Here is a 25,261-nt window from a genome sequence, read left to right as displayed (position 1 = left end):
TGAATATTAATATTACAATTATTTCAATCAAAGTATAGAAAATGCAAGACAACATAGTATCAGTTTCAATAGTGAAAGAGCTAGAGGATTCTTATCTCTCCTACGCAATGAGTGTGATCATAAGTCGAGCTATACCTGATGTGCGAGATGGATTTAAACCTGTTCATAGGCGCATATTATACGCAATGTCGAGGGCTGGGTTCGATGCCGGTAAACCGTATAAAAAAGCAGCTCGTATAGTCGGGGATGTAATGGGAAAATATCACCCACATGGTGACATGGCTATCTATGACTCCTTGGTCAGGATGGCTCAAGATTTTTCTCTTCTTTTACCACTGATTGATGGGCAAGGTAACTTTGGTTCGATAGATGGAGATCCGCCAGCTTCAATGCGATATACAGAAGCAAGGCTCCACAGAGTGTCGCATTTTTTACTAAATGATATTGACGAAGATACAGTTGATTTTAGGCCAAACTATGATGGAAATGAAACAGAGCCTGTTGTACTGCCTGCAGAATTTCCGAATCTATTGGTAAATGGTGCAAGCGGTGTTGCAGTTGGTATGGCAACCAATATTCCTTCTCACAACCTTGGAGAAATAATAGATGCTTGTATGTTATATATAGATAATCCTGAAGTTACTTTGGATGAGTTACTTGAAGTGATGCCAGGGCCGGATTTTCCAACTGGGGGAACGATTCTTGGAAGGTCTGGAATAAGATCAGCATTTGCAACGGGTCGTGGATCAATTGTTGTGCAAGGCAAGACTCACATGGAAGACCTGCCACAAGATAGGCAAGCAATAGTGATTGATGAAATACCTTACCAGGTAAATAAAGTAAAATTAATTGAGAAGATAGGTGAGCTTGTAAAAGAAAAAAGAATTGATGGCATAACAGAAATTAGGGATGAGTCTGATAAGTCTGGTATTAGGGTAGTAATTGACCTCAGAAGAAATGCTGAAGCAAGTTTTATACTTAATCAAATATTGGGACTAACTCCACTAAGAAGTAGTTTTAGTGTTAACACTCTAGTCCTCAACAATAACAGGCCTGCTTTGATGTCATTAAAAGAAATCATAGCTGCTTTTGTTGATTTTAGAAAAGAAGTATTAATCAGGAGAACAGAATTTCGTCTAAGAAAAACGAGGGAAAAAGCTCATATATATATAGGGCTCTACATTGCGGTCTTGAGCATAGATGAAGTGATAAAAATCATCCGTGGTGCAAAAGATCCTGCGGAAGCAAGTAGAGAACTTTTAAATAAAGAATGGAAAACTTCAGCTGAGATAAACACAATTATTGGATTAATCTCAGACAGCATGAGCTTTTTGAAAGACGGAGTGTATAGATTAACTGAGCTGCAAACGAAAGCTATTCTTGACATGAAATTGCAACGTTTAACAGGCCTTGAAAAAGACAAATTAGAAGCTGAGCTAAGTTCAATGATCAACCTGATAAAAGAATATATCGCTTTTCTTGGCTCAGGAGAGAAGTTGATGAAAGAAATAAAAAACAATCTACAAGAAATAAAGAACAGATTTGCTGTGCCGCGAAAAACTTCAATAGAGGAATCAGATACGGACATTGAAGCTGAAGATCTAATTCCACAAGAGGATATGGTGATAACCGTAACTATGAATGGTTATATTAAGCGTGTGAAGCTTTCTCATTATAGAACTCAGCGTCGTGGTGGAAAAGGAAAGCTAGGACAAGGATTAAAAGAAGAGGATGTAACCACAAAATTATTTGTTGGGAATACCCATACTAGCCTTTTATTCTTTTCTAATATTGGCCGAGTTTATAGATTAAAAGTTTATAAGTTACCTTTTGCAGAGCCAACTGCACGTGGAAGAGCACTTGTTAATATATTCCCGCTTAGCGATGGTGAAACTATAACTAATATAATGCCATTACCAAGTGAAAATGACGAAAATCAAAACATAGTTTTTGCTACTGCTCATGGGAACATAAGGCGCAATTCTTTAGCGGATTTTCACTATATTCCAAGCAATGGAAAAATAGCAATCAAGCTCGATGAAGGAGATAAGTTAATATCAGTTAAAGTATGCAATGAAATTGATCATGTTTTTCTTTCAACAAGATTCGGCAAAAGTATCAGATTTGTTGTAAGTGATGTGCGTCAATTTAAAAGTCGCAATTCAGATGGCGTAAGAGGTATCAAACTTGCAAAGAATGACGGCGTGATATCCATGACCATATTAAATGGGATAGGTGTAGCAACAGAAACAAAAGAACTTTACTTAAAAGTTCCACTTGCAAAAAGACTGGGGGCTGCGATTAATAACTCCATTGATTCTAAATTGGAAAAGACTTTGAATGATTTAGGAATAGATAACAAATTATTCTTAAAACTTGCAGTGAATGAGGAGTTTATATTAACTATTACCGAAAATGGCTTTGGTAAAAGAACTTCTGCGTATGAGTATAGGGTAACAAATAGAGGTGGTGTTGGTATTACAAATATCCTTACTACCGATAGAAACGGTAATGTTGTTGCTAGCTTTCCAGTTGAACAGGGTGATAATATCATGCTTATTACAGATAAAGGAAAGTTAATTCGTATTTCAGTAAATGATATCAGAATTGCAGGACGTAGCACTCAAGGAGTCACTCTGTTTAAAACAGAGAGTAGAGAAAAGGTGGTGTCAGTAGCGAAAATTGAGGATCCTGATTCCACTGAAGATAGTATTTCCGAAATTGAAAACTCTGTTTCTTCTTAACTGTATAGCAAAGGTTAAGCAAATAGTGCAAATTTCTATTGATTAATCTATAGTATTTAAATTAAAATATATGTCTATGTTCAAGTAGAGATTGATGGATAAGAAGTTAACTAAAAATAAAAAATCATTGACGAATGAGAAGAATAAAAAAACATCTCTTGTTAAAGATTTTGCCAAAAATAAGAGTAGAAGAGATTTTATCACATTAACTACGTGTGCCATGGCAGGTATAGGAGCTGCAAGCGGTCTTTGGCCATTGGTTAAGTCTATGAGTCCTTCTGCTGAGGTTTTAGCGATGTCTACGGTTGAGGTTAATCTATCTGATATTCAAGAAGGACAAGGAAAAAAGGTAAAATGGCAAGGTAAGCCAGTATTTATCCGCAAGCGCACAAAACAAGAGATTGAGGCTGCAAGAGCCATAAATGCAGAAAATTTGAGAGATCCTGAATCAGATGAAAAAAGAGTATACAAAGGGAAAGATGAATGGTTAATTATGATTGGAATATGCACCCATCTTGGATGTGTACCAGTTGATCACGCTACAAAAGACGGCAACGGTTGGTTCTGCCCTTGTCACGGTTCATATTATGACACATCAGGCCGAGTAATTGGCGGTCCTGCACCAAAAAACATGGCTATACCTGACTACTTTTTTCCAAGTGAAAATATTGTAGTAATTGGCAAGAAGGCTTAACGGATTTTTATAATTAAAGTAATAAAAGTGTATTCCATTTCAAGAAGCACACTGACTTCATAGGCAAAGCTCTTGAAGTCTATCAAGCTAATTTTATACTATGCACATATTCGGGTGATAATTAAGAAACTTGCCTGCCAAATCTTCAGAGTTGATAGCTAAATTTAAAACTTGTTCCTTTGCGTCAGAAAAATGCTGACTAACTTGCTTAAAGTTATTTTCTAACTCTTCGAGGATGGAGCTGAAATTAAAAAAACTTTTCTGCATTTTATCAAGATTTTGAGTTATATAGCTTAATACATAAAGATAGAGACAAGAGGGGAAGAGATATGGTAAAGCAAGAAAAAGTTGAAAGTGAGGGAATAAATGGAGTCACCATATCAATATGAATTAAGGGAAAGAGTGATTTCAGTGGAATCGGGAGTCGCAATAGTAAAAGTGAAAGAAATCTTCAAAGTAGAACTATCCCCCAAAGCTGCACATGGACATAGAATATCCTTTATCAGGGATGGACGTAAACATTGAAGATCTTCCCCTAGAGCTGGATATAGATATAAAGTCATTTATACCATTCCCTATATTTGAGAAAAATATCACATGCCAAGAACCTTGTCAAAATTATATAATCTCTCTCTAGAGCAGGTTATTGAGAATGTCAATCCACATAAAAGAGCCAGGTATTCCTAACACCACTAAACTCACAAATTCATTTGCTAGAGTTTATAAGTTCTTGTTTATAATAATTTTATTATATCGTAAAACCATCTATATCGGCCTATTTAAACAGTATTTTACTTTCCTTAAGGATTTTGAAAGACCACCTATTGAATTCTATGATATTATTTTTTGTGAGATTGTTATACACGTTATGGCAAGGAAGGCAGAGAAATTTGTTAAGTAGTTTTTGCATCTATATGAGCTACTTGAATAATGGTTACAATATTTGTACAATTGTACAGCATGAGCTGAGTTCGCTTAGCCCTTATCTACATATTCAGTTCCACCAACAGTTATTGCATCGACCTTGAGTGTTGGCTGACCAACTCCAACAGGTACATTTTGCCCGTCTTTTGAGCACGTACCAACACCAGGATCTAACTTTAGATCATTACCAATCATTGATACTTTTTTTAGCACTGTTGGCCCATCACCAATTAGCGTTGCTCCTTTGACTGGTTGTGTAATTTTACCATTTTTTATTAGGTAAGCTTCCGAAGATGAGAAAACAAATTTTCCTGATGTTATATCAACTTGTCCACCACCAAAATTTACTGCATATAGGCCTCTCTTTACACTGGATATTATTTCTTCTGGTGTATATTTTCCTGGCAACATATAGGTGTTTGTCATGCGTGGCATAGTAACTTCTTTGTAACTTTCTCTTCTACCATTACCAGTTGGATTTACACCCATAAGTTTAGCGTTCATATGATCTTGCATATATCCTTTTAGAATTCCATCTTCTATAAGCACATTATAGCCAGGTAAAGTACCCTCATCGTCTATGCTAATAGAACCACGCAAATTAGGTAGAGTTCCATCATCAATTACAGTAATGTTACTGGCTGCCACTTGTTTACCCATAGAATTTGAAAATGCCGAGATTCCTTTACGGTTAAAATCACCTTCAAGTCCATGACCTACAGCTTCATGCAATAATATTCCTGGCCAACCTGAACCTAAAACAACTGTCATCTCTCCAGCCGGAGCTGGAATTGCCTCAAGATTTACTAGCGCTTGCTCTAACGCTTGGTTTGCAACTTCTTTCCACTTCTTCTCAGAAACAAATTTACTATAAGAGTCTCTTCCACCGTGCCCTGCAGAACCTCTCTCAGCTCGGCCATTTTTCTCTACGATGACTAGTACATTAAAACGTACCAAAGGCCTAATATCGCTTAACCTGTGATCATCTTTTATTATTTGTACAACTTGCCATTCTCCACTTAGAGTTATTTTTACCTGCTTCACGCAGTTATTCTTCGACCTTACATACTCATTAACCTCATTGAGTAGTTTAATTTTTGAGTTCAGATCCATTTCATTTATGGGATTAATCGTTGAGTACAGGCTTTTTGTCTCCTCATTTAAGTTTATTGAATTTGTTTTGCTTAAAGATGCTGAACTTTTTACCATAGAAGCAGCGTTACTAATTTCTTTTTCGCTAATCTCAGAAGAACAAACAAAAGATGTACTATCTTCACAAAAAGACCTTAAACTAAACCCCCTTCTAGTATTTAAATCCATGTGTTTCAATACATTATCATCAAAAACTAGAGACTCTGATTGGCAAAACTCTAAAAATAACTCACCACCATCACTGTTGCTCAAAGCGTTATTGACTATTTTATACACGTTATTAATATTAACATTGTTTTGAGCAAAAAATATTTGATCTAGATTTGGCATTACCTTTGAGCTGAAAATTGTTTAAGTATATTGTTTAATTTTAACATAGTAAATCACAAAAAGCCCGGGTGGCGGAATTGGTAGACGCGCTAGCTTCAGGTGCTAGTAACTTTTCAAGTTGTGGAAGTTCAAGTCTTCTCTCGGGCACTCTATATTGATTCTTGAGTTAATTAATGATACAATATAACGTATTTACTATACTTAAGTTTATGGGTTGTGAGAAAGAGAGTCTTGTTTACAGAAAGAAAGTACGAACTTATTCAAAACGCTTAGTTACTGCACTATCTATTGCTTCTTTGATGGGGTATACAGCAGCATTAGCCCTAAATATTTCTTCCTTAAGCTTGTACTGTACTATTGTCAGCACTATGCTAAGTGCACTTTCGCTTGCTTTAAATATATGGTCATTAACTGATCATCTTAGGCAGTGTGGCCTTAATAAGCAACTCGATACCTCTTGGCAAGATAAATTAATGAAGATCTGCCTCGACGTTACATCTAATGTTTCATTTTTAATAGGAGGAATTACATCTATATTACCTCTTGAATTTCCTATTATCCCCTTTATTTCCGTTGCTTTTTTTATTCTAGGTTGTACCTTTATGGCAACAAATTTCATTCGAACTATGATTAGTCAGCCGCAAATAGATGAAACCAAAACCTCAAAGCTAGTGAACATTCAATCTGCAATAGCTCCCTGCATTATTACATGTTAATAAGTTAGCTTATTGAACTTGACAAATTACGCCATCCCCCTTACTATGAAAGTAAGAGTATTTATCCTTGTTTTTGGGCTCAACGACAAAATTCAGTAAAAAACTCAGATATTTATTGGCAAATTACATAAAATTATAGCGGCTTTTTTTATTTTTCTACATTCAGCCAAATCGCGCTTGTTAGCACATTATCAATTTACATTATTAAAACTTGCTATACGGGGGTTCTTTTGTCTTTTTTTTTGCTTGGTAAATTTCTTAATATTTATTGCTAAAGTAATGTAAAAAAGGTGTCATTCCAGCGCGTGACGCTGGAATCCAGCTTTTTCATAATCATCGGAAACATTGTATTTTAACATTACTTTTATACTCGTAAATTTAACTAGATCCCAGTGTCTAGCACTGGGATGACAGCATCATAAAGGAATCAATGTCAGATACTTGAATGACATCACTATAAAGTAGATTCCTGTGCTGAAATAGAGGCTACTTAAGTGACAAGATAGATAGAACTGGCATTAATCGGATTTGAGTTACTCAAATGACCAATGAAAACTGTAACCTAAACATTGAAGCACTATTATGCACTAAATAATAACTTTCATACACTTGTCATGGTAGTCGTGAAAGAAATAATTCATACAATAAGCATGAATGAAATAATTGACATGATTTGGAAATTTATATATTATAAAGTATTAATAGTTAGTTAATTTATTAGGTGGAGATATGGGATATAAGTTAAGAAAAAGAGAATATGATTATAATGAAAGTCTATTTAAAGAGATAGGCATTCAAGTACAAGAAGTAGAAGGTTGTAACTTCTTAGAAATATCTAACATAATAGCAAAAAATTATAGAAGGTTATCAATAAAGTGTCACCCAGATAAACCAGGAGGTAGCGATGAAAAAATACAGGCCCTTAACAGAAATAAAGCAGCACTTTTGCAATATATTAAACCACTAAGTGGAAAGAATCAGGGATTAATCATTCCTGAGGAATTGAAAAGGTATTTACAATCAATTCAGCAAGGTCAGAATGATAAGCGTGCAGAGTATTATGCTGTTTTTACTCGGGTAAATATCCTACTGTTCATCTCGTCATTAGTGTCGTATATTTACTTGGGGTTTAAGCTATATAAGGCTGCTAATTTTACTGATGCACCTGGCATTTTGTTTAGTGCGACTCTAATAACATCTGTTACAACTTTTTTCTTATCTGTTTATTTGATATCTTCTTTATTTAAAAAAGCTGTGGATTTGCAAAATCCTCAACGGGAACAAGGTGAAAATTTAGATCAAGAAGAGCTAAGAGATGAGATATCCAAAAGTAAAGCATTTAAATATCTAATTCTTACTTCCCAAATTTCAAATTATCTTCCTCCTATTTTATTAGTAGCAGGTTTGGTGTTACAGTACCAATCTAGTTGCTTAAACAGTAAAATACTCATCGGATTTGCTGCATTACTAGGTTGTAGTTTATTACTACACTTAGCAAGTGAAATCTACGAGAGAAAAGTTGTAAATCTTGTAAAAACTGAAGGAATAGGTGATGAACAAAATGTACCTATAGGAGCATCAACCAAAAAGCCAAGCAGCATTGTAAATCCTGATGGTGCTTTTAACGTCTCGGCTCATCAAGTAGGTTGATTATTCTCCATACTCAAATCTCTGGCTAAAAATAACGAGCCACAAATTAGTATGGTTTTGACGTTTTGAATAGAGGCTTTCAATATGTAATTTGATATTGCATCACTAATTGATTCACATTCGATAGCATTGATTCCTATATTATGAGCTCCTTCTCTAATTAAATCTGTACTTGTTGCTTTAGGTTCAGATTTAACACAAACTGCGCATAGTAGTTTGATGTATGGCTTTAAGTGCTCTAAGAACTCTGCGACGTTTCTGTTACGAGTAACACCAAAGATCATATAGACACCTTCAGTAAAATTGTCTCTTACCCACTTAGCTAACACTCTGGCACCATCATTGTTGTGCGCGCCATCTAGAAATAATTGCCAATCTTTTGGTAATAAAGAAATTAAATTACCTTCTTTTATAGACTCTAGCCGCGCAGGCCAATAAGTGCTCTGTAAACCTGAAGCAATGTCCTCTTCTCCAATATTAAATCCATACTTCCCACTCAAAATGCTACATGCTGCAATTGCGTTTCCTGCATTGATTATTTGATGATCTCCTTTTAAAGATGGCAAAGAAAATTCTATTGATTGAATAGTCGATTGAAAGACCATCCTGTTATTCTGTTTTTCGCAATTCCATTCAAGTCCTCCTCTATACAGAGGAGATTTCTTATTTATTGCATGATGTTCTAATGTGTTCATTATAGATTTTTCTTGTGGTGCTATTACGCAAGGAACATTAGGTTTCATTATTCCAGCCTTTTCACCTGCTATGGTTTCTACGGTAGGACCAAGATATTCTGTATGGTCAAGTGCAATGGAAGTGATGATCGTTAGGATCGGATTATCTATAACATTTGTTGCATCAAGCCTTCCACCCATACCCACCTCAACTAAAGTAATATCCGCTTTATGACGAGCAAAAGCTAAGAAAGCTGCAATTGTTGTGGCCTCAAATAGAGTGATAGGTTGTTCCGCAACTGCTATACGGCATTCTTCCAGTGAGTTGTGTAATTCACTATCATCGACATCAGTGCCTGCAACAACTATTCTCTCATTAAAATTCACTAAATGTGGAGAGGTGTACGTATGAACTTTATACCCTGCTGCTTGCATTATATATCTTATAAACGATAGCGTTGATCCTTTGCCATTAGTGCCAGCTATGTGAATTATTGGCGGTATTTTTTTCTCGGGATTACCCAATTTATTTAGAAAGCTTTTTATGCGATCAAGAGAAAAATCCTTTGGCCTACTGCCAATCGGCTTAGGCCAATGAGGCATGTATATCATAAATTATTGTTACATTTTAATTCATCTATTACACTTGCCATGCCATTCGTATCGATCTTTTCACTAAATTGAGAACGTTGATTAATAGCAATACTTATTCCACTCATTACAACATCGTTTATTAAGAAAGAACTGTCACTTTTAGTAACTTTAAAGTCAATATTTGTAAATTCCTCATCACCATAAGAAAATCTTGTTCCTATCAGACAAGTTTCATCGTCAACTGCTTTTGTACTCATTATGATCATTTCACTATTATTTATGTATTTATACAAAATTTTAGCGCACAAACGCGCGAGATATACTTCATATTCTTTTAGAAACTCTTCTTTTTCTTTCTGAGTAGATAAATTCCAATATTTCCCTATTACAAATCGAGATATTTCTTTGAGGTTAACATTATTCTGAATGATCTTCTGAAGTTCTTCATGTATATGTTCTAGATTTTTTCTGTTTCCTTTCATAGACGTGTTGTCTATTTGCTGCTTCATGGCAAGCACAAAAGTTTTGTGACCTATACAACTCGCGTAAGCACTTGAGAATATTAAAATAAAAATGGTTAAGAGCTTAATAACATTCATAAGATATATTTATTAGCTATGATACTTAAAATGCAAAATTTAACAAAGGCAAAATAATAGTCGCTAGCTCTAACATACCTATAGACATACTCTATATAAATAATCTATAATTAATAGGGGTCTGTGCTATACGTTATGAGTTAAGTTAAATTTCCCGAGCGATAATCTCTGATCAAGGGGATTGCCTCTGTTAATTTCATTGAAATTAGTATGTGATACCCACCTTAACTTTAGGTCTCAGGAATCTACTAAGACTGACGGTAGATATGGATCCCATTTTTATTATTCAGGTTTATGTTAAACCAATATAAAGAACAAGGTGTTTTTTTCTGTTCATCTCATAGGGTGTTTCAAGTTGTAATTGACGTTGAGAAGTATCCTGATTTTGTTCCTTGGTGCAAAGCTGTTTATATAAAAGAAAAAACTGATAGCCAGATGATTGTGGATCTCCTTGCAGCTTTTCATGGCATTAAAGGAAGTTATACATCAGAAGTGACCTACCTTGCTCCAAATGGAATAAATGAAAGTTGGATAAAAGCTGTGTCCTCAAATGGAATATTTAAACATTTATACAACGAATGGAAATTCACTCCTATGAGCAAAAATAAAACTATGGTAGAGTTCTATATAGAGTTTGAGTTTAAATCCAATTTGTTTTCTACTTTATTAAACTCGGTGTATAAATATGTACAAAATAAAATAATTACTGCATTCAAAGACAGACTAGAAAGCCTTGCTGAGTAAAAGTTATCTTGACATTGTTTGTATAAATGCATAAATTTTTTAATAAGTTCAGTATTTCCATTGTAATGATTTTTAGATTATTGTTCTTACTTATTTTTATAAGTGTTAGTTCTTATGCAGCTATTGAACAAAACTTACCCAACACTCAAAAAACTGATGAAATAACACCAAAAGAACTACTGTCCCTATTGCCTGATGATAAATTATTAGGAGATCGAAAAGCACCAATTTTAATGATAGAATACGCCTCGCTCACTTGTTATCATTGTTCTCTTTTTCATAAGAAAGTTTTTCCTAAAATCAAAGAGAAGTACATAGATACAGGTAAGATGTTATACATATTCCGTCATTTTCCTCTAGATTACAGAGGATTAAAAGCTGCAATGCTAAGTTATTGCTATGAAAAAGAAGAAGACTATTTTAATTTTAACAAAGCTGTGTTTAATGCAATAGACTCGTGGAACTACTATAATTTTAGTGATTTAACTATACTACAAAAAATTGCTGCACTAAGCAATTTGAAGCAAGATGTATTTAACCAATGCATTAATGATAGAAAGATGATGGACAAAATTATAAATGATAAATCACTTGCAATTAATAAACTTGATATCACAGCTACTCCTGTATTCATCATCAAGCTTAACGATGACAAATCATACGTAGGGAATGGTAAAATCAAACATGAAGGATATAGAGACCTGGAATACTTCACTAATGTAATAGATGAGTTATATGGAAAAGCTATAGTGAAGTAATAACACTGTAGCTTACCATATAAAAATCCTATGCTGAATCAGTATTTTTTGATACTGTTTGTTGCTTTTTACGCTCAAACTCTCTTTTTTTACTGTGCCAAGCATAATAATACATAGCAATTTTATTCTCTATTAATACTATCGTTCCATCATAAAATTGGACCATATCCATAACTTTTTTCTGAGCTTCGTTAAAGCGTTCTTTGTACTTCTCGCGATAAGCTGGATTGTGCAGTAATTTCACTCCTTCATTATTATTAGATTTCTTGCTTAACGTTTCAACTTCGTTAGCAATGTTATAAGACATATAACCCCCTCTAATTGATTATAAAAATTACATTTTAAGAGAGATGTAAATAAACGATCCCTTAATTCTAGTATAACAATTGATTGTTATACTAGTTAACCATAGTAAAATATATAATAATCTTTGTCACTTAAAATTTTACTTTATAAAATAACAACTTAAAATAAAAAATTTTATTATTCTTAACTCTATTGTTATCTTTATAAATCTTATATAGATTAAACCTCCTTAGTTTATATTATAAAACTTAATGCGTCATAACTTTAGCAGAAAATCGTTGTACATAAGAAGCTTATTTGCAAAAGAGTATAAAAAAATAGAAGAACATTGTACTCTTGATAAGAAACAACGTATTCAAATCACTCCTGAAGAAGGAAAATTATTAAATTTATTTATCAAAATCCATAAAGTTAAAAGCATAGTTGAAATTGGCACGTTATATGGTTATTCGTCAATTTGTATGGTAAAAGCTTTACCGAAAGATGGTCATATATATACAATAGAAAATAATCCTCAACACTCAAGAATAGCAAAAAAAAATTTTAGTGCTTTTAATCTAAGTGATAAAATTACTCTAATAGAAGGTGATGCACTGGAAAAAATTAATGAATTATCAGCAAAGGCACCATTTGACATGATATTCATCGATGCTGACAAAAGTAGTTATCCTAAGTATTTAGATTGGGCAGAGTCATACATTAAACAAGATGGGCTAATCGTTGCAGATAACACTCTATTATTTGATACAGTATTTTTAGAATCGCCTCCAAAAGAAGTATCAGAAAAGTCATGGCATGCTATGAGAGAGTTTAACGATAGATTGTCAGATGAAAAAAAATATTTCTCCATATTGATTCCTACTGACGAAGGAATGACTGTAGCTTTAAAACTAACGCAAGTTAAAAATCAAGGTCAGCGTAATGTCTAGGGGGAGTTAACCCAAAAACTCTCTCTAATAATATTTCGCGAAAACAAGGCCTTGATTTAACAATGGAGTACCATTCTTTTAAAATCTTACTTTTTTCCCATGGGAAACTATTTACGTAGTCTATTATAGAAATATGTGATGCTAAAGTAATATCGGCTAAAGTGAACTTATCGGTTGCAAGCCAAACGTTCTTGTTAATTAAGTGTTCGATGTATTCCATATGGCAAGGCAGGTTATGCTGAGCTGCATGAAGAAATCTAGAGTCAGGGCTGCGGTTAGTAATTACTTTTTCATTCATAATATACTTAGTAACTTCATTGTAAAATTTGCTATCGAACCAATTGATTAAAGCGCGTATTTTAGACTTAATAATAGTGGATGAACCAAGTAATTTGACGTCGCTATTGTAAGTCTCTTCTATATATTCACAAATGGCATTACTATCCGCTATTACAAAGTTATTATCTATTAATACTGGTACTTGTCCGATTGGATTGATCTCCATGAATTCATTCCGCTTTTCCCATGGATTTTCATATACAAAATCACAACTCAGCTTTTTTTCCTTGAGAAGAGCTCTAACTTTTCGTGAAAACGGACAAAGAGGAAAATGATATAAAATCATAATATTCCTCTTTTGTTATTCCAATACCTATATGTTGTCATTCCAGTACGTGACATTGGAATCCAGCTTATTTCATTATGGACATTACTTTTAACATATACTCCTAGAATCCATTGTCCATTGTATAATTTCCAAATATTTTTATACTTGGATCCCAGTACAACTGTACGAACATTGTAGTTTGAGAGCAATCCCCACCGGAAGGGTGTCATTTCAGTGATTGACACTTGAATCCAGTTCTTATTATACAACAGCCTAATGTATTCATTTAAAATTAAGTTTTCTGGATCCCAGTGTCTGGGCACTGGGATGACAGAAGAAGAGTATTTTAGGTAACAGCTGTTTACTCCAAAGTAATGTTGCAAAAGGTCTAACATATAAATTATAAGACTAATATAGAATATACCTTGCTAAAAAAAAAAAAAAGTATAACCTTTTATAAGGTATGCAGGCAAAAATTCTGTAACTTGGTCAGGTCAGAAATGAAGCAACCATATCAGAATCTTTTTGGGTTGCATACCTATTTGTACTATTTGTTTTATTCTAGGCTATGAACATAGCATTAAAATATCGTCCTAGTAGCTTTAAAGATTTAGTAGGTCAAGATATATTGGTGCGTATACTAGAAAATGCTTTTACTCTCAACAAAATTCCACAATCTATACTGCTTTCTGGTAGCAGTGGAATTGGTAAAACCACCACTGCAAGAATAATAGCTTTATGTTTGAACTGCTCATTGGGGCCAACTTTTGAACCTTGTGGATCATGTACAAGTTGTCTGGCAATAAAAAATTCAAGCCATCCAGATGTAGTTGAAATCGATGCGGCAAGTCACACTAGTGTTGAGGATGTTAGAGCCATCTTGGGAGATATTTGCTATTTACCAATAAGTTCTAAGTTTAAAGTTTACATTATAGATGAAGTACACATGTTATCCAGTAATGCATTTAATGCATTACTTAAAACTCTAGAAGAACCACCATCTAGCGTAAAGTTTATTCTAGCAACTACAGAAATAAAAAAGATACCAATAACTGTTATTGCACGTTGTCAAAGGTTTGACTTACATAACATTCCTTCAGCTAAGATAATGGAGCGTTTAAATGATATTGCACAAAAAGAAAATTATTTTATTGAAAAAGAAGCATCGGAATTAATTGCGCACCACTGTAGCAATTCAATGCGTAACGCTTTATTTTTGATGAATCAAGCAGTGCTATATAGCAAAGATGGTACAATATCCACTCAAAGTGTTACAGACATACTTGGTCTAGTAGATAGAAACGTTATATTTGATCTACTGGAAGCAGTATTAGACAGTGATTTACAGAAGGCTTTGTTAGTATTCGACAATGTGGTAAAAACAGCAAATCCGCTCAATATTTTTGAAGATCTACTGCAAACAATCCAGTTAATATGCCGTTTTTTAATTACAAAAGAGATTGATACAGAATATGAGAAGAGCAGAGTAAAAGATTTGAGTGCAAAAAAGTCTTTAATATTTTTTTCGAGATTGTGGAAGGTGCTGCTTAAGGGTATTCAAGATATAAAGGTTTCAACATGCAATGAAATTGCCGCTGAAATGATATTAATTAGCCTTTGTTATCTTTCTGATTTGCCTTCTCCGGAACAGGTGATCAAAAAAATTCTTTCACAGAATGTAGAGCAAGGAAATAGACAGGGCAGACCTGTTGCACCTTCCCCCCCTGTCATCCAAGTAGCTGACTACTCGGATCCAAAAAAATATGTGGAAAAACCCCACTCTGTCATCCCAGTGCGTGACACTGGGATCCATGTGAAAAATAAACAACAAAATTACGATTTTGATAAGATTTTGCAACTATTAAGGCGGAGTAACCAAATTTATCTTTACAAACAACTGTGTAGTAATCTACAATTAATAGATTGTAAATTTGGGTATTTAAAATTAAAAGCTGTATCTAACTTGAACAGTAATTTTTGTAATGACTTGAAAAGTTACTTAAATCAAGCTACTAATCAGGAGTGGGTTATTATAGTTGATACAAGTTATATGAATAGGGAAGTGAGTAATTTAAATTATGCACCTGCAGTTAAGGATATATTAAATACGTTTAAAGGTGCAAAGGTAGTTAATATAGAAAATAAGGAGTAGGTTGTGGATTTCAGTCAAATAATGAAGCAAGCGCAAGAAATGCAAAAAAAGCTTGCGGAAGCTCAAGAAAAGTATATTGGAAAAGAGTTTCAAGGTATTTCTGGTGGTGGTAAAGTTTCTGTATTAGTGGAAGTGATAAAAATAGGTAGCTATAAAGCTAAAAAGGTAAATATAGACTTAGAACTTATGAGAAATGAAGAAAAAGATATAGTAGAAGATTTAGTGACAGCAGCATTCAATGATGCCATCAAAAAAGCAGAAGAAGATATGGCAAATGCAACTTCTGATCTTGCAGGTATGATGGGTTTACCGCCTGGACTTAAACTTCCTTTTTAAATTTACTACTGAAGTTTGCCTTAATGCAGTAACTAAGTGTTTTCCTTTTATACTAGTACTTCCATGAAGTACATTCATATTACTGCATGAATATGAAGCAATTCACAATGATGAATGCAGATCAGAAGATAAAAAGACATTAGTGAAATAGGTGTCAGAAGATCAAGAGTAAAAAAAGTAGAGTAACTCTATTTATTAATTAATAAAATCTTTGTATTTTCCTAAAAGTTAGTTAAGATACAGAAGGTTTTGTGTTATTAAGTTAGCACTTGACTTAACTTTAGTTATTATTTAGACTGCTAAAGTGGAATTTTAATTTTTTTAACGAGGGCAATTATGCATTATAAAAAGTTTTTTTCGGCAGCTGCTTTAGTGACGTTGCTAAGCCTATCAAACTCTGCTTTTTCATCAGACCCTATTGGTCCAATAAGTGATGAAGAAACTAGCTACTACGTTCGTTTACAATACAACGGTGAAATTTTAACTTTTTATACAAAAGTTGATGGTATTACAAATGCAACAGGTAAACAAAAGGATAGTCCCTTTACAAGATCTTTTATAGCTGGTGGTGGTGCATTTGGTTATAAAATGGATGACATTAGAGTTGATATTGAAGGGCTTTACTCACAATTGGCTAAAGATACAGCTGTAGTAAATACTTCTGAAACAAATGTTGCAGACAGTTTAACAGCATTTTCAGGATTGGTTAACGTTTATTACGATATAGCGATTGAAGATATGCCTATCACTCCATACGTTGGTGTTGGTGTTGGTGCAGCATATATCAGCAATCCTTCAAAAGCTGATACAGTTAAAGATCAAAAAGGATTTGGTTTTGCTTATCAAGCAAAAGCTGGTGTTAGTTATGATGTAACCCCAGAAATCAAACTCTTTGCTGGAGCTCGTTACTTCGGTTCTTATGGTGCTAGTTTTGATAAGACAAATAAGGATGATAATGATATCAAAAATGTTCTTTACAGCACTGTTGGTGCAGAAGCTGGAGTAGCGTTTAATTTCTAGTCTATCTTTGTCTTATTATCCCAGTGGGTTTTTCTTGTCATTCAAGTAGCATGACACTGGGATCTAGAAAAAAGAAATGTGAATTCCAGTGTTTGAGCACTGGAATAACACATTATTTATTTAATGTAGTTTTTATAGTTACACGCTAGCAATTTTAATGATACATTTAGGTAGCTGTTGTTAAGATCTCAATTAGATGTAAAATTGTGCTTTTTTAATTAAAGCTTGAATTTTTCACTGAAAATCAATATATTATATGTATAGAGTTTTAATTTAAGTTATTATGTTGACCCCAGTAGCAAATTTATGTGTTAATAGTAGCACTAATCTCATGCAATATATTGCTGAAGTGCGAAAATTTCCTATGCTTTCCCCAGAAGAGGAAGTGCGATTAGCAAAAAATTGGCAAGAATACCAGGATATTTCTTCTGCTCACAGGTTGATTACTAGCCATTTGAATTTGGTAGTAAAAATTGCAATGAAATTTAAGAATTACGGTCTATTGTTGATGGACCTGGTCATGGAAGGAAATATGGGTTTAATGCATGCAGTGAAAAAGTTCAATCCTAACTTGGGATTTCGTTTTTCAACTTATGCAGTATGGTGGATTGAAGCTTCAATGAAAGACTTTATATTAAAATCTTGGTCACTTGTAAAAATAGGTACAACGCAAGCACAAAGGAGATTGTTTTTTAGTTTACGTAAAATAAAAAAAAGAATTTTACAATACACAAACAGAGAAACTTTGAGTAAAGAAGAAATAAAAGCAATATCAAATGAGCTTTCTGTATCTGAAGAAGATGTTGTACAGATGAGCTATCGTCTGGCTTGTAAGGATCAGTCGTTAAATAATTGTATAAAAATAGGTGATGACTCTAAAAAGGAGTTACAAGATATGATTCCGTGTAATTTAGTTAGTCAAGAAGTAGCTTACCAGAATCATGAAGAAAAGGCATTAAAAGAAACAATTTTAAGCAATGCGCTGGCAAGTCTTAATGAAAGATCAAGAGACATTTTCATTAGCAGATATTTATCTGAGAATACTCAGACTTTGGATGAGCTTAGCAAAAAATATTGTGTTTCAAGAGAAAGAATAAGACAGTTGGCTGAGCAAGCAATGAGTAAGGTAAAACAACATGTAAAATCAGAGAGTTTGAAACTTGGTTTACATGCGTAGTCTTTTTGTATTTCTAATATTTTTTTCAATAGACACTCTTGCATCGGTTAGTAACGTACAACTGAAGGAAAAATATAAAGATTGGCTTGTGTACACTGCATTGGAAGATGGTGAAAAAGTGTGTTACATTGTATCTCATCCTAAGAAAAAAAGTGAACATTATACAGCTGACCGCAAGCCGTATGTAATGGTCAGTTACGTTGATAAAAAAGCAGATGAGGTGAGCGTCACTTCTGGCTTTCAGTATAATAATGAGCCTGTAGTTCTCAATATCGATAAAAAAATTAAATATCAATTGCCAATAATACAGGGAAGTCTTGCGTGGACAGATGATACAAAAATGGACCAAGATTTGATTCTAAAAATGAAGCAGGGATTATCAATGGTAGTTAATGGAAAAGTAAAAACAGCAAATGTTGATGATACTTATTCCTTGCTTGGCTTTCAAAAAGCGTACCAAAAAATGCATGACTTATGCCATACAAAGTAAATTATTGATCACTAAAGTATAAGATAGGCTGTTTTGTCTCTCAGACAAAAATATGGATATCACTTTACATAGAATATGAATATCATTTAAAATATATTTTTGAGAATTAATATGTCAAAAATTGTAGATATAGGAATCAAAGAACAAAGTTCTGTGTGTGAACAAATGCGTTTTAGTGTAAGTCGTGCAAGCCTTTTAAATACGCTATCCAGGGTAAGTGGAGTGGTTGAAAGGCGCAACGCGATAGATGTTTTAGCGTGTATAAATATCAAAGCACAATATGGTAGCATAAAATTGAAGGCTACTGATCTTGACATTTCAATATTTGCCTCACTTACTGCAAATGTATCAGCAGAAGGAGAAGTGAAAATCTCAGCACATACTTTACATGACATAGTGAAAAAATTGCCAACTAATTTGGATGTCAATTTCGAAATGAATAATCAAGGAAAATTATTGATATCCTGTGGAAATGCAAATTTTTCTTTACCGAACGTAGTTTCAAATAACTTCCCTGTTCTTGAAGAAGGTGATCATCAATACGATTTCACTCTACTAAGTGCAGATTTGGTAGACTTGTTGACTAAAACGAAGTTTGCTGTGTCGCTGGATGATACAAGGTATAATTTAAACGGGATATATCTGCATACAGATGAGCAATTTCTGTACTGCGTTGCAACTGATGGCCACCGTTTATCATGTATAAAAAGGCCTAAACCTGAAGATATCAACGGAGAATTTGGGGTGATCATTCCACGTAAAACTATCATGGAATTGTTGAAAGTATTGGGTGATTGTAATGAGATAAATATAAAACTTTCAGATAGAAAAATCAAATTTACATGTGGTGAGTATATTCTAATATCAAAATTGATAGATGGGACTTTTCCAGATTACAAAGCTGTCATTCCAACGTCTCAAGATAAACAAATGATTGTTGAGAGTAGTAAGCTTGCTAGCGTTATAGATCGGGTTTCTGTTGTTGTGTCCGATAAAATAAAATCAATTAAATTTTCATTGCAAGAGAATTTATTAACTCTACATTCAAATTCCCAAGAGTGCAGTGATGCGACTGAGTCTATAGAGGTGGATTACGATGGAGCTCTTATGGAAGTAGGATTTAATTCTCGTTATTTGCTTGATGCTTTATCTTGTATAAAAAACAAATGTAAGGTCAGCCTATCAGATGGTAATAGCGCTACAATTATCACTGATGAAGATGATCCAAGTGCATTATATATAGTAATGCCAATGAGGACTTAAGCTAGTAATCTATCTTTACTAAGTATAAGCCGTGAGGCGGTGCTGTGATTCCAGCGGCGTTTCTTTTGCATTGACTTAATATATTTAGCATTTCTTGTGGATTAGTTCTATTTTTTCCAAATTCAACTAAAGTACCAACAATAATCCTCACCTGGTTATGTAAAAAGGAAATCGCAGATATTTTGATGTATATGTGACTTCCGTTTTGTACTATATCAATATCATCGATTGTTCTGACCGGATTTGTAGCTTGACAATCTTTTGAGCGGAAGCTTGAAAGATTATGTTTTCCAAGCAGGTGTCTAGCAGCTTCACGCATGATGTTTACGTCAAGTGGGTGCAATACTTGCCACACATAACCGATTTCCAGAGCTGCAGGAGCGTAGCGATTAATTATTCTATATTCATAATATCTTTTTTTTGCTGAAAATCGTGCATGAAATGCATCATCTACAGCTTCTGCACTAAGCACAACTATAGGAATCGCTTTTAAGTGATAGTTTATTCCATTTCTTATTCTGTAAAGCTCAAATTGCCTTTCCATATTGAAATGAGCAACTTGCCCTAAAGCATGAACCCCTGTGTCAGTTCTGCCACCACAATGCAAAGAGACTCTCTCGCCACTGAAATTAAATATAGCGTTTTCTATGGTTTCCTGAATTGAGTTAGCAGAGTGTTGTTGCTTTTGCCAGCCAGAGAAACCACTACCATTGTATTCTATCGTTATTTTGTATCGCACTACAAAGTCTATCTATCTAATTTTAGGTAACTAACGTTCTTCGTTATTAAAAAACCCTTGGCAGATTGGTTGCGTTCAATTACCATGGAGACTATACAAGTTAATAAATGATCCATGGCACATAATCCAGAAGAAAGAAATAATGATAAGCAAAAAGCACTAGATAATGCAATAAGTCAAATTGAAAAAGCATTCGGTAAAGGTGCAATAATGAAGCTAAAGCAAAACCCTGTAGAAAAAATAGACACGATATCTACAGGGTCGATTGCACTTGATTCAGCTCTGGGTGTTGGGGGATTGCCAAAAGGACGTATAATTGAGATATTTGGCCCTGAGAGTTCTGGTAAAACTACCCTTGCTTTGCATGTAATTGCTGAAGCACAGAAAAAAGGAGGTTTATGTGCATTTATCGATGCGGAACACGCACTGGATGTTATATATGCTCGTAAACTTGGAGTGAAAACTGATGATTTGGTAATTTCACAACCAGACACTGGAGAGCAGGCGTTGCATATTGTTGAGTATTTAGTGTGTTCTAGTGCAGTTGATGTAATAGTTATTGATTCTGTTGCAGCACTAACTCCAAGAGCTGAAATTGAAGGGGATATGGGCGATCAGCACATGGGATTGCAAGCAAGGCTTCTAAGCCATGGACTCAGGAAACTAACTTCTGTAGTTTCAAAAGCAAACTGTATATTGATATTTATCAACCAAATTCGTATGAAAATAGGAGTAATATATGGAAATCCTGAAACTACCACTGGTGGAAATGCGTTAAAATTCTATACTTCTATAAGACTTGATATAAGAAAAGTTGGTGCGATAAAGGATAAAGAGAATATTACGGGTAATGAAACGAGAGTTAAAGTTGTAAAAAATAAAGTCGCTCCTCCATTTAGAGAGGCAAAATTTGATATAATGTATAATGAAGGCATATCAAAACTTGGGGAAATAATAGATATAGGAGCAAAACTTGGTGTCCTTGAAAAGGCAGGCGCTTATTATTCATATAACAATACGCGTCTTGGGCAAGGAAGAGAAAATGTAAAAAGCTACCTCAAGGCGAATAAAGAAATTGCAAATGAAATAGAAACAAAAATCAGAGATTTATTTAAAAATCATGATAATTCTATTACAATAGAAGAGGAACGCGAACAACTTCTAGAAGAATCAGTATTCTAATCTAAATTAGTTTGTATTGGGCAGTATTCGTTTGCTATACTAAAGTTTCACTCTCAACCGAGTTGATGAAAGCTGCGTTATCTCCTTGCAGCATTAGGTGTATATTCTTTGCTATTTTTTCCACTAAGAGGATAGCGTTATCAAAATTTTCAAATTTTGATAATACATAATCTGCTAAGCTTTTCCGATTTTCAGGCCTACCTACTCCAAATCTCAAACGCCAATAATCGTTACCAATAAAGCTATCTATAGACTTAAGTCCATTGTGTCCAGCAGAGCTACCGCCTTTTTTTACTTTTATTCTTCCGAATTTTAAGTCAGCATCATCATGTATGACAACAATATTGTCTAGCGATAATTTGTAAAAATTTTTTATTTTTGCAATAGGAATACCTGAATTATTCATAAATGAATAAGGTTTTATCAGCATGATTTTATTATTATTAATTATGCCAGAGGTTATCAAGTAATCAGCTTTATTAGAAAATGACTGAAAATTCCAATATTTGTGAATTGCGTCAATAACTATGAAGCCAATATTATGGTGAGTTAATTCATATTTACTACCAGGATTACCAAGCCCAGCTATTAAATGCACTACTCCTCTGTTTTTGTTTGAGGCTCTTCAACATCACTATCAGCAGCAGAGATTGTTACAATGGTGAAATTTTCTTCTTCATGAGCTACAAATTTAACACCTTCTGGCAATTTTACATCATTGATATGTATAGACTGACCAATCATTTTGCCAGACAAATCAATTTCTATGACTTGAGGTATTTTCTCAGGAGAGCATTTGACAGTAATAGAACGACACAAAACATTAAGCACTCCACCTAATTTGATTCCTGGTGATTTACTTTCATTGATGAATGATAAAGGTATATCTATTTTAATTTCACTACCTTTATCAACAAACTGAAAATCAACATGTTGCACAGTATCCTTTACTACATGCCATTGAATATCACGAACAAGAGCATATTCTTTTTTCCCTGAAATATCTAGTTCTATTAAATGTGCAGAAAGAGCACCTGATTTATATTGTTTAGTAAATTCCTTTGCAGACAATGTCAAATTTACGTTATCATGCCCTTTGCCATATATAACTGCAGGTATACTTCCCTTCTCCCTCAGAGCCTGCATCGCTTTCTTTTTTTTTACATCACGTAACTCTGCATTAATTGTTACCATTTCTTGCTGTGCCATCGATTACTCCTATTCAGCTAATCCTTTTTATATAATTTAATAATATAACATAAAAATATTTATTTCAAACTTCATTCTTTCACACTAATTCTTTGTGGAAAAATTTATTTAGATATATACTGAAGATTACGTAGTAAGGACTATGAGTATTGACGATCAAGTAGTTTTTAAGATTTATAAGCCAACAAAAACTGCAACACAATCTGGTTTAGGTAATACAAAATTCTGGCACCTAAAAATTGAGCCTTGTTCTTACTATATTGAACCTTTGATGGGGTGGTTTGGATCAAAAGATCCCCAAAAACAGATTGTATTAAAGTTTGATTCTCTTGAAAAAGCAGTATCTTACGCAAAGAAACACAACACAAAGTACACAATTGAAATGCCAAAAGATGTTAAAAGACTGCCAAAATCTTATGCGAATAATTTCGTATCAAAGTAAGTTTTATCGTAGTGTGTTTATCTAAAAGCCTAAATTTAAGAACATATCTTGAAAGGACTTAAGTGGTTAAGCATATATTAAAGAGTTCTTGAAGTAAGGAGAGCACGCTCATACGTCAAGCAAACAATGTTTACCTAAAATTCTTTGACATTAGCAGCTTTCTTGCCCCGTTTTCAGTAACAGTGATTTTGTAATTCTTCTATATATTAGAAAAATTTTTATTTTAATTAGCCATAGGCGCCTATTGGTTTTTAGCTAAAGTAAAGGTCAAGTATCTGGAATTCTGGACATAAAATCCTCCTGTGTAAAAAAGATTAGAAAAAAGTGCAGCGCACATATGACAGAAATTAAGCACACTTACATGCTCTGAAGAAGATACGCTACGCTTTTTGATTAAAAATTTGACTGAAAAGTCTGCAGACGAAGATAGATTTTGAGCTCTTAAAATATCTCTAACTGTAATGATAATCAGATTTAAAATATATGGAAGCAATTTTTTACGTTAATATTTCAAATTTCCCTTGCAAGATAGGTTCTAATTGTTACTCTAGGTTTTAAATTGTGCTAACGCACTGCGGCTATTTAGAGAGTTGAACCTGGCTAGCTAGTATCAAAGAGTTATTTTTTTATATATTTCTCCATAAGCTTTACAAGCCCCTTTTGGATTACTCAAATAACTTCATTCTGCTTGAAGAACTTTTATGTTGCTTTGCACTAAATTAATTTCACGTTCTATTTGTGTTAGCTATTTATTTAGTGAGTGGACATGTAATTTTACCTTAAATGACCCTATAATAAAAACATAGTTATTGAAATAATACAGAAGGTTCTTATGACAACCTCTGTATAGCTCTTAATTTTGCTGAACGCGCACGCGGATTTGCATTTATTTCTTCCGCACTTGCTTTAATCACTTTTTTGTTTAAAAGGGAGAATATCTTGGTAGGTCCTGGTTCACACAAATCTTTAAAAAGGGTTTTAACTATACGATCTTCTAGAGAATGAAAGGTAACTACAATTAATTTGCCGTTTTCACTTAAAATCTCAGATGCAGCTTTAATACCCTTTTCAAGCTCTCCTAGCTCATCATTTACCCATATTCTGATTGCCTGAAATGTTCTAGTTGCAGGGTCAATCTTGCTTTTTCCACGAAACACTACAGAACGTACAATATCCGCAAGTTCAAATGTAGTTTTGATAATTTTCTTCTTCCGCGCATTTACTATCGCTCTTGCGATTTTACGAGAATGACGCTCACCCCCATAATTATATATAGTGTTCGCAATCTCTTCTTCACGTAAAGCGTTAACAAACGTCGAAGCATTCATATGAGAATAGTTATCCATTCTCATGTTAAGTGGGCCATCACGTAGAAATGAGAATCCTCTATCTCCATTATCAAGCTGCATAGATGAAACTCCAACGTCGAAAACTATTCCATTGATACCTTTAATATTATTACTATCTAATAAATTTTTAATATTACTAAATTTCTCAATAAATAGATTTATTCTATCAGGGTATTTAACGTTCAGATCATCATAAAATTTGGTAACTGTTTCATCCCTATCAATTGCATACACTTTGCAATCAGCGGATTCCAATATTGCTTTGCTATATCCTCCAGCTCCAAACGTGGCATCCACATATATACCACCACTGTGTGGTGACAATTGCAGTATCATCTCTTTTAACAAAACTGGAATATGTGTCATATCAAGAGACTTTGTGCACTTAAATTAAAATAACTTTCTCGCCAAAAAATATATGGAAATATATAGGTATAGTATAAGAATATTTAAATATAATCAACGATATAAAAATTTAATA

The 25,261-nt window shown here is 33.7% G+C and carries 25 protein-coding genes, 1 tRNA gene, 2 other RNA genes and 1 pseudogene; 19 read left to right on the top strand and 10 right to left on the bottom strand.

Going from position 1 to position 25,261, the window contains the following annotated elements; genetic code table 11:
- The first annotated feature begins 41 nt into the window (after positions 1–41).
- The 3 genes from gyrA to ABWU33_RS07730 all read left to right on the top strand — a co-directional run bounded on the left by gyrA (position 42) and on the right by ABWU33_RS07730 (position 3,963).
- Positions 42–2,744, top strand: coding sequence for a DNA topoisomerase (ATP-hydrolyzing) subunit A (gene gyrA, locus ABWU33_RS07740; protein WP_264337782.1), 2,703 nt, complete (start codon positions 42–44; stop codon positions 2,742–2,744).
- Positions 2,745–2,838: 94 nt separating this feature from the next.
- Positions 2,839–3,438 (top strand): ubiquinol-cytochrome c reductase iron-sulfur subunit, encoded by a 600-nt coding sequence (petA, locus tag ABWU33_RS07735; protein WP_211907626.1) that lies wholly within the window; start codon positions 2,839–2,841, stop codon positions 3,436–3,438.
- Between the two features lie 366 nt (positions 3,439–3,804).
- Positions 3,805–3,963: a hypothetical protein gene (locus ABWU33_RS07730; RefSeq protein WP_226079405.1), complete on the top strand. Its 159-nt coding sequence runs from the start codon at positions 3,805–3,807 to the stop codon at positions 3,961–3,963.
- 450 nt (positions 3,964–4,413) lie between these two features.
- Here the strand turns inward: ABWU33_RS07730 and tldD are convergent, their stop codons facing one another.
- Positions 4,414–5,844: a metalloprotease TldD gene (gene tldD, locus ABWU33_RS07725; protein WP_211907628.1), complete on the bottom strand. Its 1,431-nt coding sequence runs from the start codon at positions 5,842–5,844 to the stop codon at positions 4,414–4,416.
- Between the two features lie 62 nt (positions 5,845–5,906).
- Between tldD and ABWU33_RS07720 the strand changes: the two genes are divergently transcribed.
- From ABWU33_RS07720 to ABWU33_RS07710, 3 genes are all read left to right on the top strand, one after another.
- Positions 5,907–5,991: transfer RNA gene (locus ABWU33_RS07720), tRNA-Leu, on the top strand.
- Positions 5,992–6,053: 62 nt separating this feature from the next.
- The gene (locus tag ABWU33_RS07715; RefSeq protein WP_211908747.1) at positions 6,054–6,560 is read left to right on the top strand and encodes a hypothetical protein; all 507 of its coding nucleotides are present in this window, start codon (positions 6,054–6,056) and stop codon (positions 6,558–6,560) included.
- A gap of 729 nt (positions 6,561–7,289) precedes the next feature.
- Positions 7,290–8,210: a molecular chaperone DnaJ gene (locus ABWU33_RS07710; RefSeq protein WP_353280705.1), complete on the top strand. Its 921-nt coding sequence runs from the start codon at positions 7,290–7,292 to the stop codon at positions 8,208–8,210.
- Here ABWU33_RS07710 and ABWU33_RS07705 read toward each other — a convergent pair.
- Both ABWU33_RS07705 and ABWU33_RS07700 read right to left on the bottom strand, forming a co-directional pair.
- Entirely contained in the window at positions 8,198–9,496 is a 1,299-nt protein-coding gene (locus tag ABWU33_RS07705; RefSeq protein ID WP_250120218.1) for a bifunctional folylpolyglutamate synthase/dihydrofolate synthase, read from the bottom strand. The genes ABWU33_RS07710 and ABWU33_RS07705 overlap by 13 nt on opposite strands.
- Positions 9,493–10,077, bottom strand: coding sequence for a phospholipid-binding protein MlaC (locus ABWU33_RS07700; protein WP_353280703.1), 585 nt, complete (start codon positions 10,075–10,077; stop codon positions 9,493–9,495). Before ABWU33_RS07700 ends, ABWU33_RS07705 begins: the two co-directional genes overlap by 4 nt.
- Positions 10,078–10,192: 115 nt before the next feature.
- On the opposite strand from ABWU33_RS07700, the gene ssrS reads away from it, so the two are divergent.
- The 3 genes from ssrS to ABWU33_RS07685 all read left to right on the top strand — a co-directional run bounded on the left by ssrS (position 10,193) and on the right by ABWU33_RS07685 (position 11,579).
- Positions 10,193–10,354: non-coding RNA, 6S RNA (gene ssrS / locus ABWU33_RS07695), on the top strand.
- A 17-nt stretch (positions 10,355–10,371) separates the two neighbouring features.
- The gene (locus ABWU33_RS07690) at positions 10,372–10,821 is read left to right on the top strand and encodes a type II toxin-antitoxin system RatA family toxin (protein WP_353280702.1); all 450 of its coding nucleotides are present in this window, start codon (positions 10,372–10,374) and stop codon (positions 10,819–10,821) included.
- Positions 10,822–10,886: 65 nt separating this feature from the next.
- Complete coding sequence (locus ABWU33_RS07685) at positions 10,887–11,579, top strand: thioredoxin domain-containing protein (RefSeq protein ID WP_353281073.1); 693 nt, start codon at positions 10,887–10,889, stop codon at positions 11,577–11,579.
- A gap of 28 nt (positions 11,580–11,607) precedes the next feature.
- Here ABWU33_RS07685 and ABWU33_RS07680 read toward each other — a convergent pair whose 3' ends face one another.
- Positions 11,608–11,886: a DUF2671 domain-containing protein gene (locus tag ABWU33_RS07680; RefSeq protein ID WP_010403908.1), complete on the bottom strand. Its 279-nt coding sequence runs from the start codon at positions 11,884–11,886 to the stop codon at positions 11,608–11,610.
- A 250-nt stretch (positions 11,887–12,136) separates the two neighbouring features.
- On the opposite strand from ABWU33_RS07680, the gene ABWU33_RS07675 reads away from it, so the two are divergent.
- Positions 12,137–12,814: an O-methyltransferase gene (locus tag ABWU33_RS07675; protein WP_006013497.1), complete on the top strand. Its 678-nt coding sequence runs from the start codon at positions 12,137–12,139 to the stop codon at positions 12,812–12,814.
- Here the strand turns inward: ABWU33_RS07675 and ABWU33_RS07670 are convergent.
- A complete protein-coding gene (locus ABWU33_RS07670) occupies positions 12,786–13,439 on the bottom strand; it encodes a glutathione S-transferase family protein (RefSeq protein WP_211907634.1) in 654 nt (217 codons plus the stop codon). The genes ABWU33_RS07675 and ABWU33_RS07670 overlap by 29 nt on opposite strands.
- Positions 13,440–13,642: 203 nt before the next feature.
- Positions 13,643–13,753: pseudogene (locus ABWU33_RS08185) on the bottom strand (WPE palindromic element domain-containing protein); the annotation flags it as partial.
- A gap of 121 nt (positions 13,754–13,874) precedes the next feature.
- Here ABWU33_RS08185 and ffs point away from each other — a divergent pair.
- The 7 genes from ffs (at position 13,875) to dnaN (ending at position 19,859) form a co-directional block, all read left to right on the top strand.
- Positions 13,875–13,973, top strand: an RNA gene (gene ffs, locus ABWU33_RS07660) — signal recognition particle sRNA small type.
- A gap of 16 nt (positions 13,974–13,989) precedes the next feature.
- Complete coding sequence (gene dnaX / locus ABWU33_RS07655) at positions 13,990–15,573, top strand: DNA polymerase III subunit gamma/tau (protein WP_250120215.1); 1,584 nt, start codon at positions 13,990–13,992, stop codon at positions 15,571–15,573.
- 21 nt (positions 15,574–15,594) lie between these two features.
- On the top strand, positions 15,595–15,909 hold the full coding sequence (locus ABWU33_RS07650; protein ID WP_211908748.1) for a YbaB/EbfC family nucleoid-associated protein: 315 nt from the start codon (positions 15,595–15,597) through the stop codon (positions 15,907–15,909).
- A gap of 336 nt (positions 15,910–16,245) precedes the next feature.
- On the top strand, positions 16,246–16,929 hold the full coding sequence (locus ABWU33_RS07645; RefSeq protein ID WP_353280700.1) for a P44/Msp2 family outer membrane protein: 684 nt from the start codon (positions 16,246–16,248) through the stop codon (positions 16,927–16,929).
- A gap of 283 nt (positions 16,930–17,212) precedes the next feature.
- A complete protein-coding gene (locus tag ABWU33_RS07640; RefSeq protein WP_250120214.1) occupies positions 17,213–18,106 on the top strand; it encodes an RNA polymerase factor sigma-32 in 894 nt (297 codons plus the stop codon).
- Positions 18,099–18,596: an invasion associated locus B family protein gene (locus ABWU33_RS07635; protein ID WP_211907639.1), complete on the top strand. Its 498-nt coding sequence runs from the start codon at positions 18,099–18,101 to the stop codon at positions 18,594–18,596. The genes ABWU33_RS07640 and ABWU33_RS07635 overlap by 8 nt, the downstream gene beginning before the upstream one ends.
- A gap of 111 nt (positions 18,597–18,707) precedes the next feature.
- Positions 18,708–19,859: a DNA polymerase III subunit beta gene (gene dnaN / locus ABWU33_RS07630; protein WP_211907640.1), complete on the top strand. Its 1,152-nt coding sequence runs from the start codon at positions 18,708–18,710 to the stop codon at positions 19,857–19,859.
- A gap of 1 nt (position 19,860) precedes the next feature.
- On the opposite strand, the gene truA is transcribed toward dnaN, so the two are convergent.
- A complete protein-coding gene (gene truA, locus ABWU33_RS07625; protein WP_211907641.1) occupies positions 19,861–20,598 on the bottom strand; it encodes a tRNA pseudouridine(38-40) synthase TruA in 738 nt (245 codons plus the stop codon).
- A 114-nt stretch (positions 20,599–20,712) separates the two neighbouring features.
- Here truA and recA point away from each other — a divergent pair, with 114 nt between their 5' ends.
- Complete coding sequence (gene recA, locus ABWU33_RS07620) at positions 20,713–21,780, top strand: recombinase RecA (RefSeq protein WP_353280699.1); 1,068 nt, start codon at positions 20,713–20,715, stop codon at positions 21,778–21,780.
- Positions 21,781–21,814: 34 nt separating this feature from the next.
- On the opposite strand, the gene pth is transcribed toward recA, so the two are convergent.
- Both pth and ABWU33_RS07610 read right to left on the bottom strand, forming a co-directional pair.
- A complete protein-coding gene (pth, locus tag ABWU33_RS07615; RefSeq protein WP_211907643.1) occupies positions 21,815–22,378 on the bottom strand; it encodes an aminoacyl-tRNA hydrolase in 564 nt (187 codons plus the stop codon).
- Positions 22,378–22,989 carry a 50S ribosomal protein L25/general stress protein Ctc gene (locus tag ABWU33_RS07610; protein ID WP_211907644.1) on the bottom strand — a complete coding sequence of 204 codons (612 nt, stop codon included), beginning with the start codon at positions 22,987–22,989 and terminating at the stop codon, positions 22,378–22,380. The genes pth and ABWU33_RS07610 overlap by 1 nt, the downstream gene beginning before the upstream one ends.
- A 142-nt stretch (positions 22,990–23,131) precedes the next feature.
- Between ABWU33_RS07610 and ABWU33_RS07605 the strand changes: the two genes are divergently transcribed.
- Positions 23,132–23,431: an ETC complex I subunit gene (locus ABWU33_RS07605; protein ID WP_211907645.1), complete on the top strand. Its 300-nt coding sequence runs from the start codon at positions 23,132–23,134 to the stop codon at positions 23,429–23,431.
- Between the two features lie 830 nt (positions 23,432–24,261).
- Here ABWU33_RS07605 and rsmH read toward each other — a convergent pair.
- Positions 24,262–25,146, bottom strand: a complete 885-nt coding sequence (gene rsmH, locus ABWU33_RS07600) for a 16S rRNA (cytosine(1402)-N(4))-methyltransferase RsmH (RefSeq protein WP_250120212.1) — start codon at positions 25,144–25,146, stop codon at positions 24,262–24,264.
- Positions 25,147–25,261: the final 115 nt, after the last annotated feature.

It is taken from the genome of Wolbachia endosymbiont (group B) of Cyclophora punctaria (assembly GCF_964028235.1).
Lineage (GTDB): Bacteria > Pseudomonadota > Alphaproteobacteria > Rickettsiales > Anaplasmataceae > Wolbachia.
Note: the sequence above shows the minus strand (reverse complement) of the source record. Positions and strands in the feature narration are given on the sequence as shown.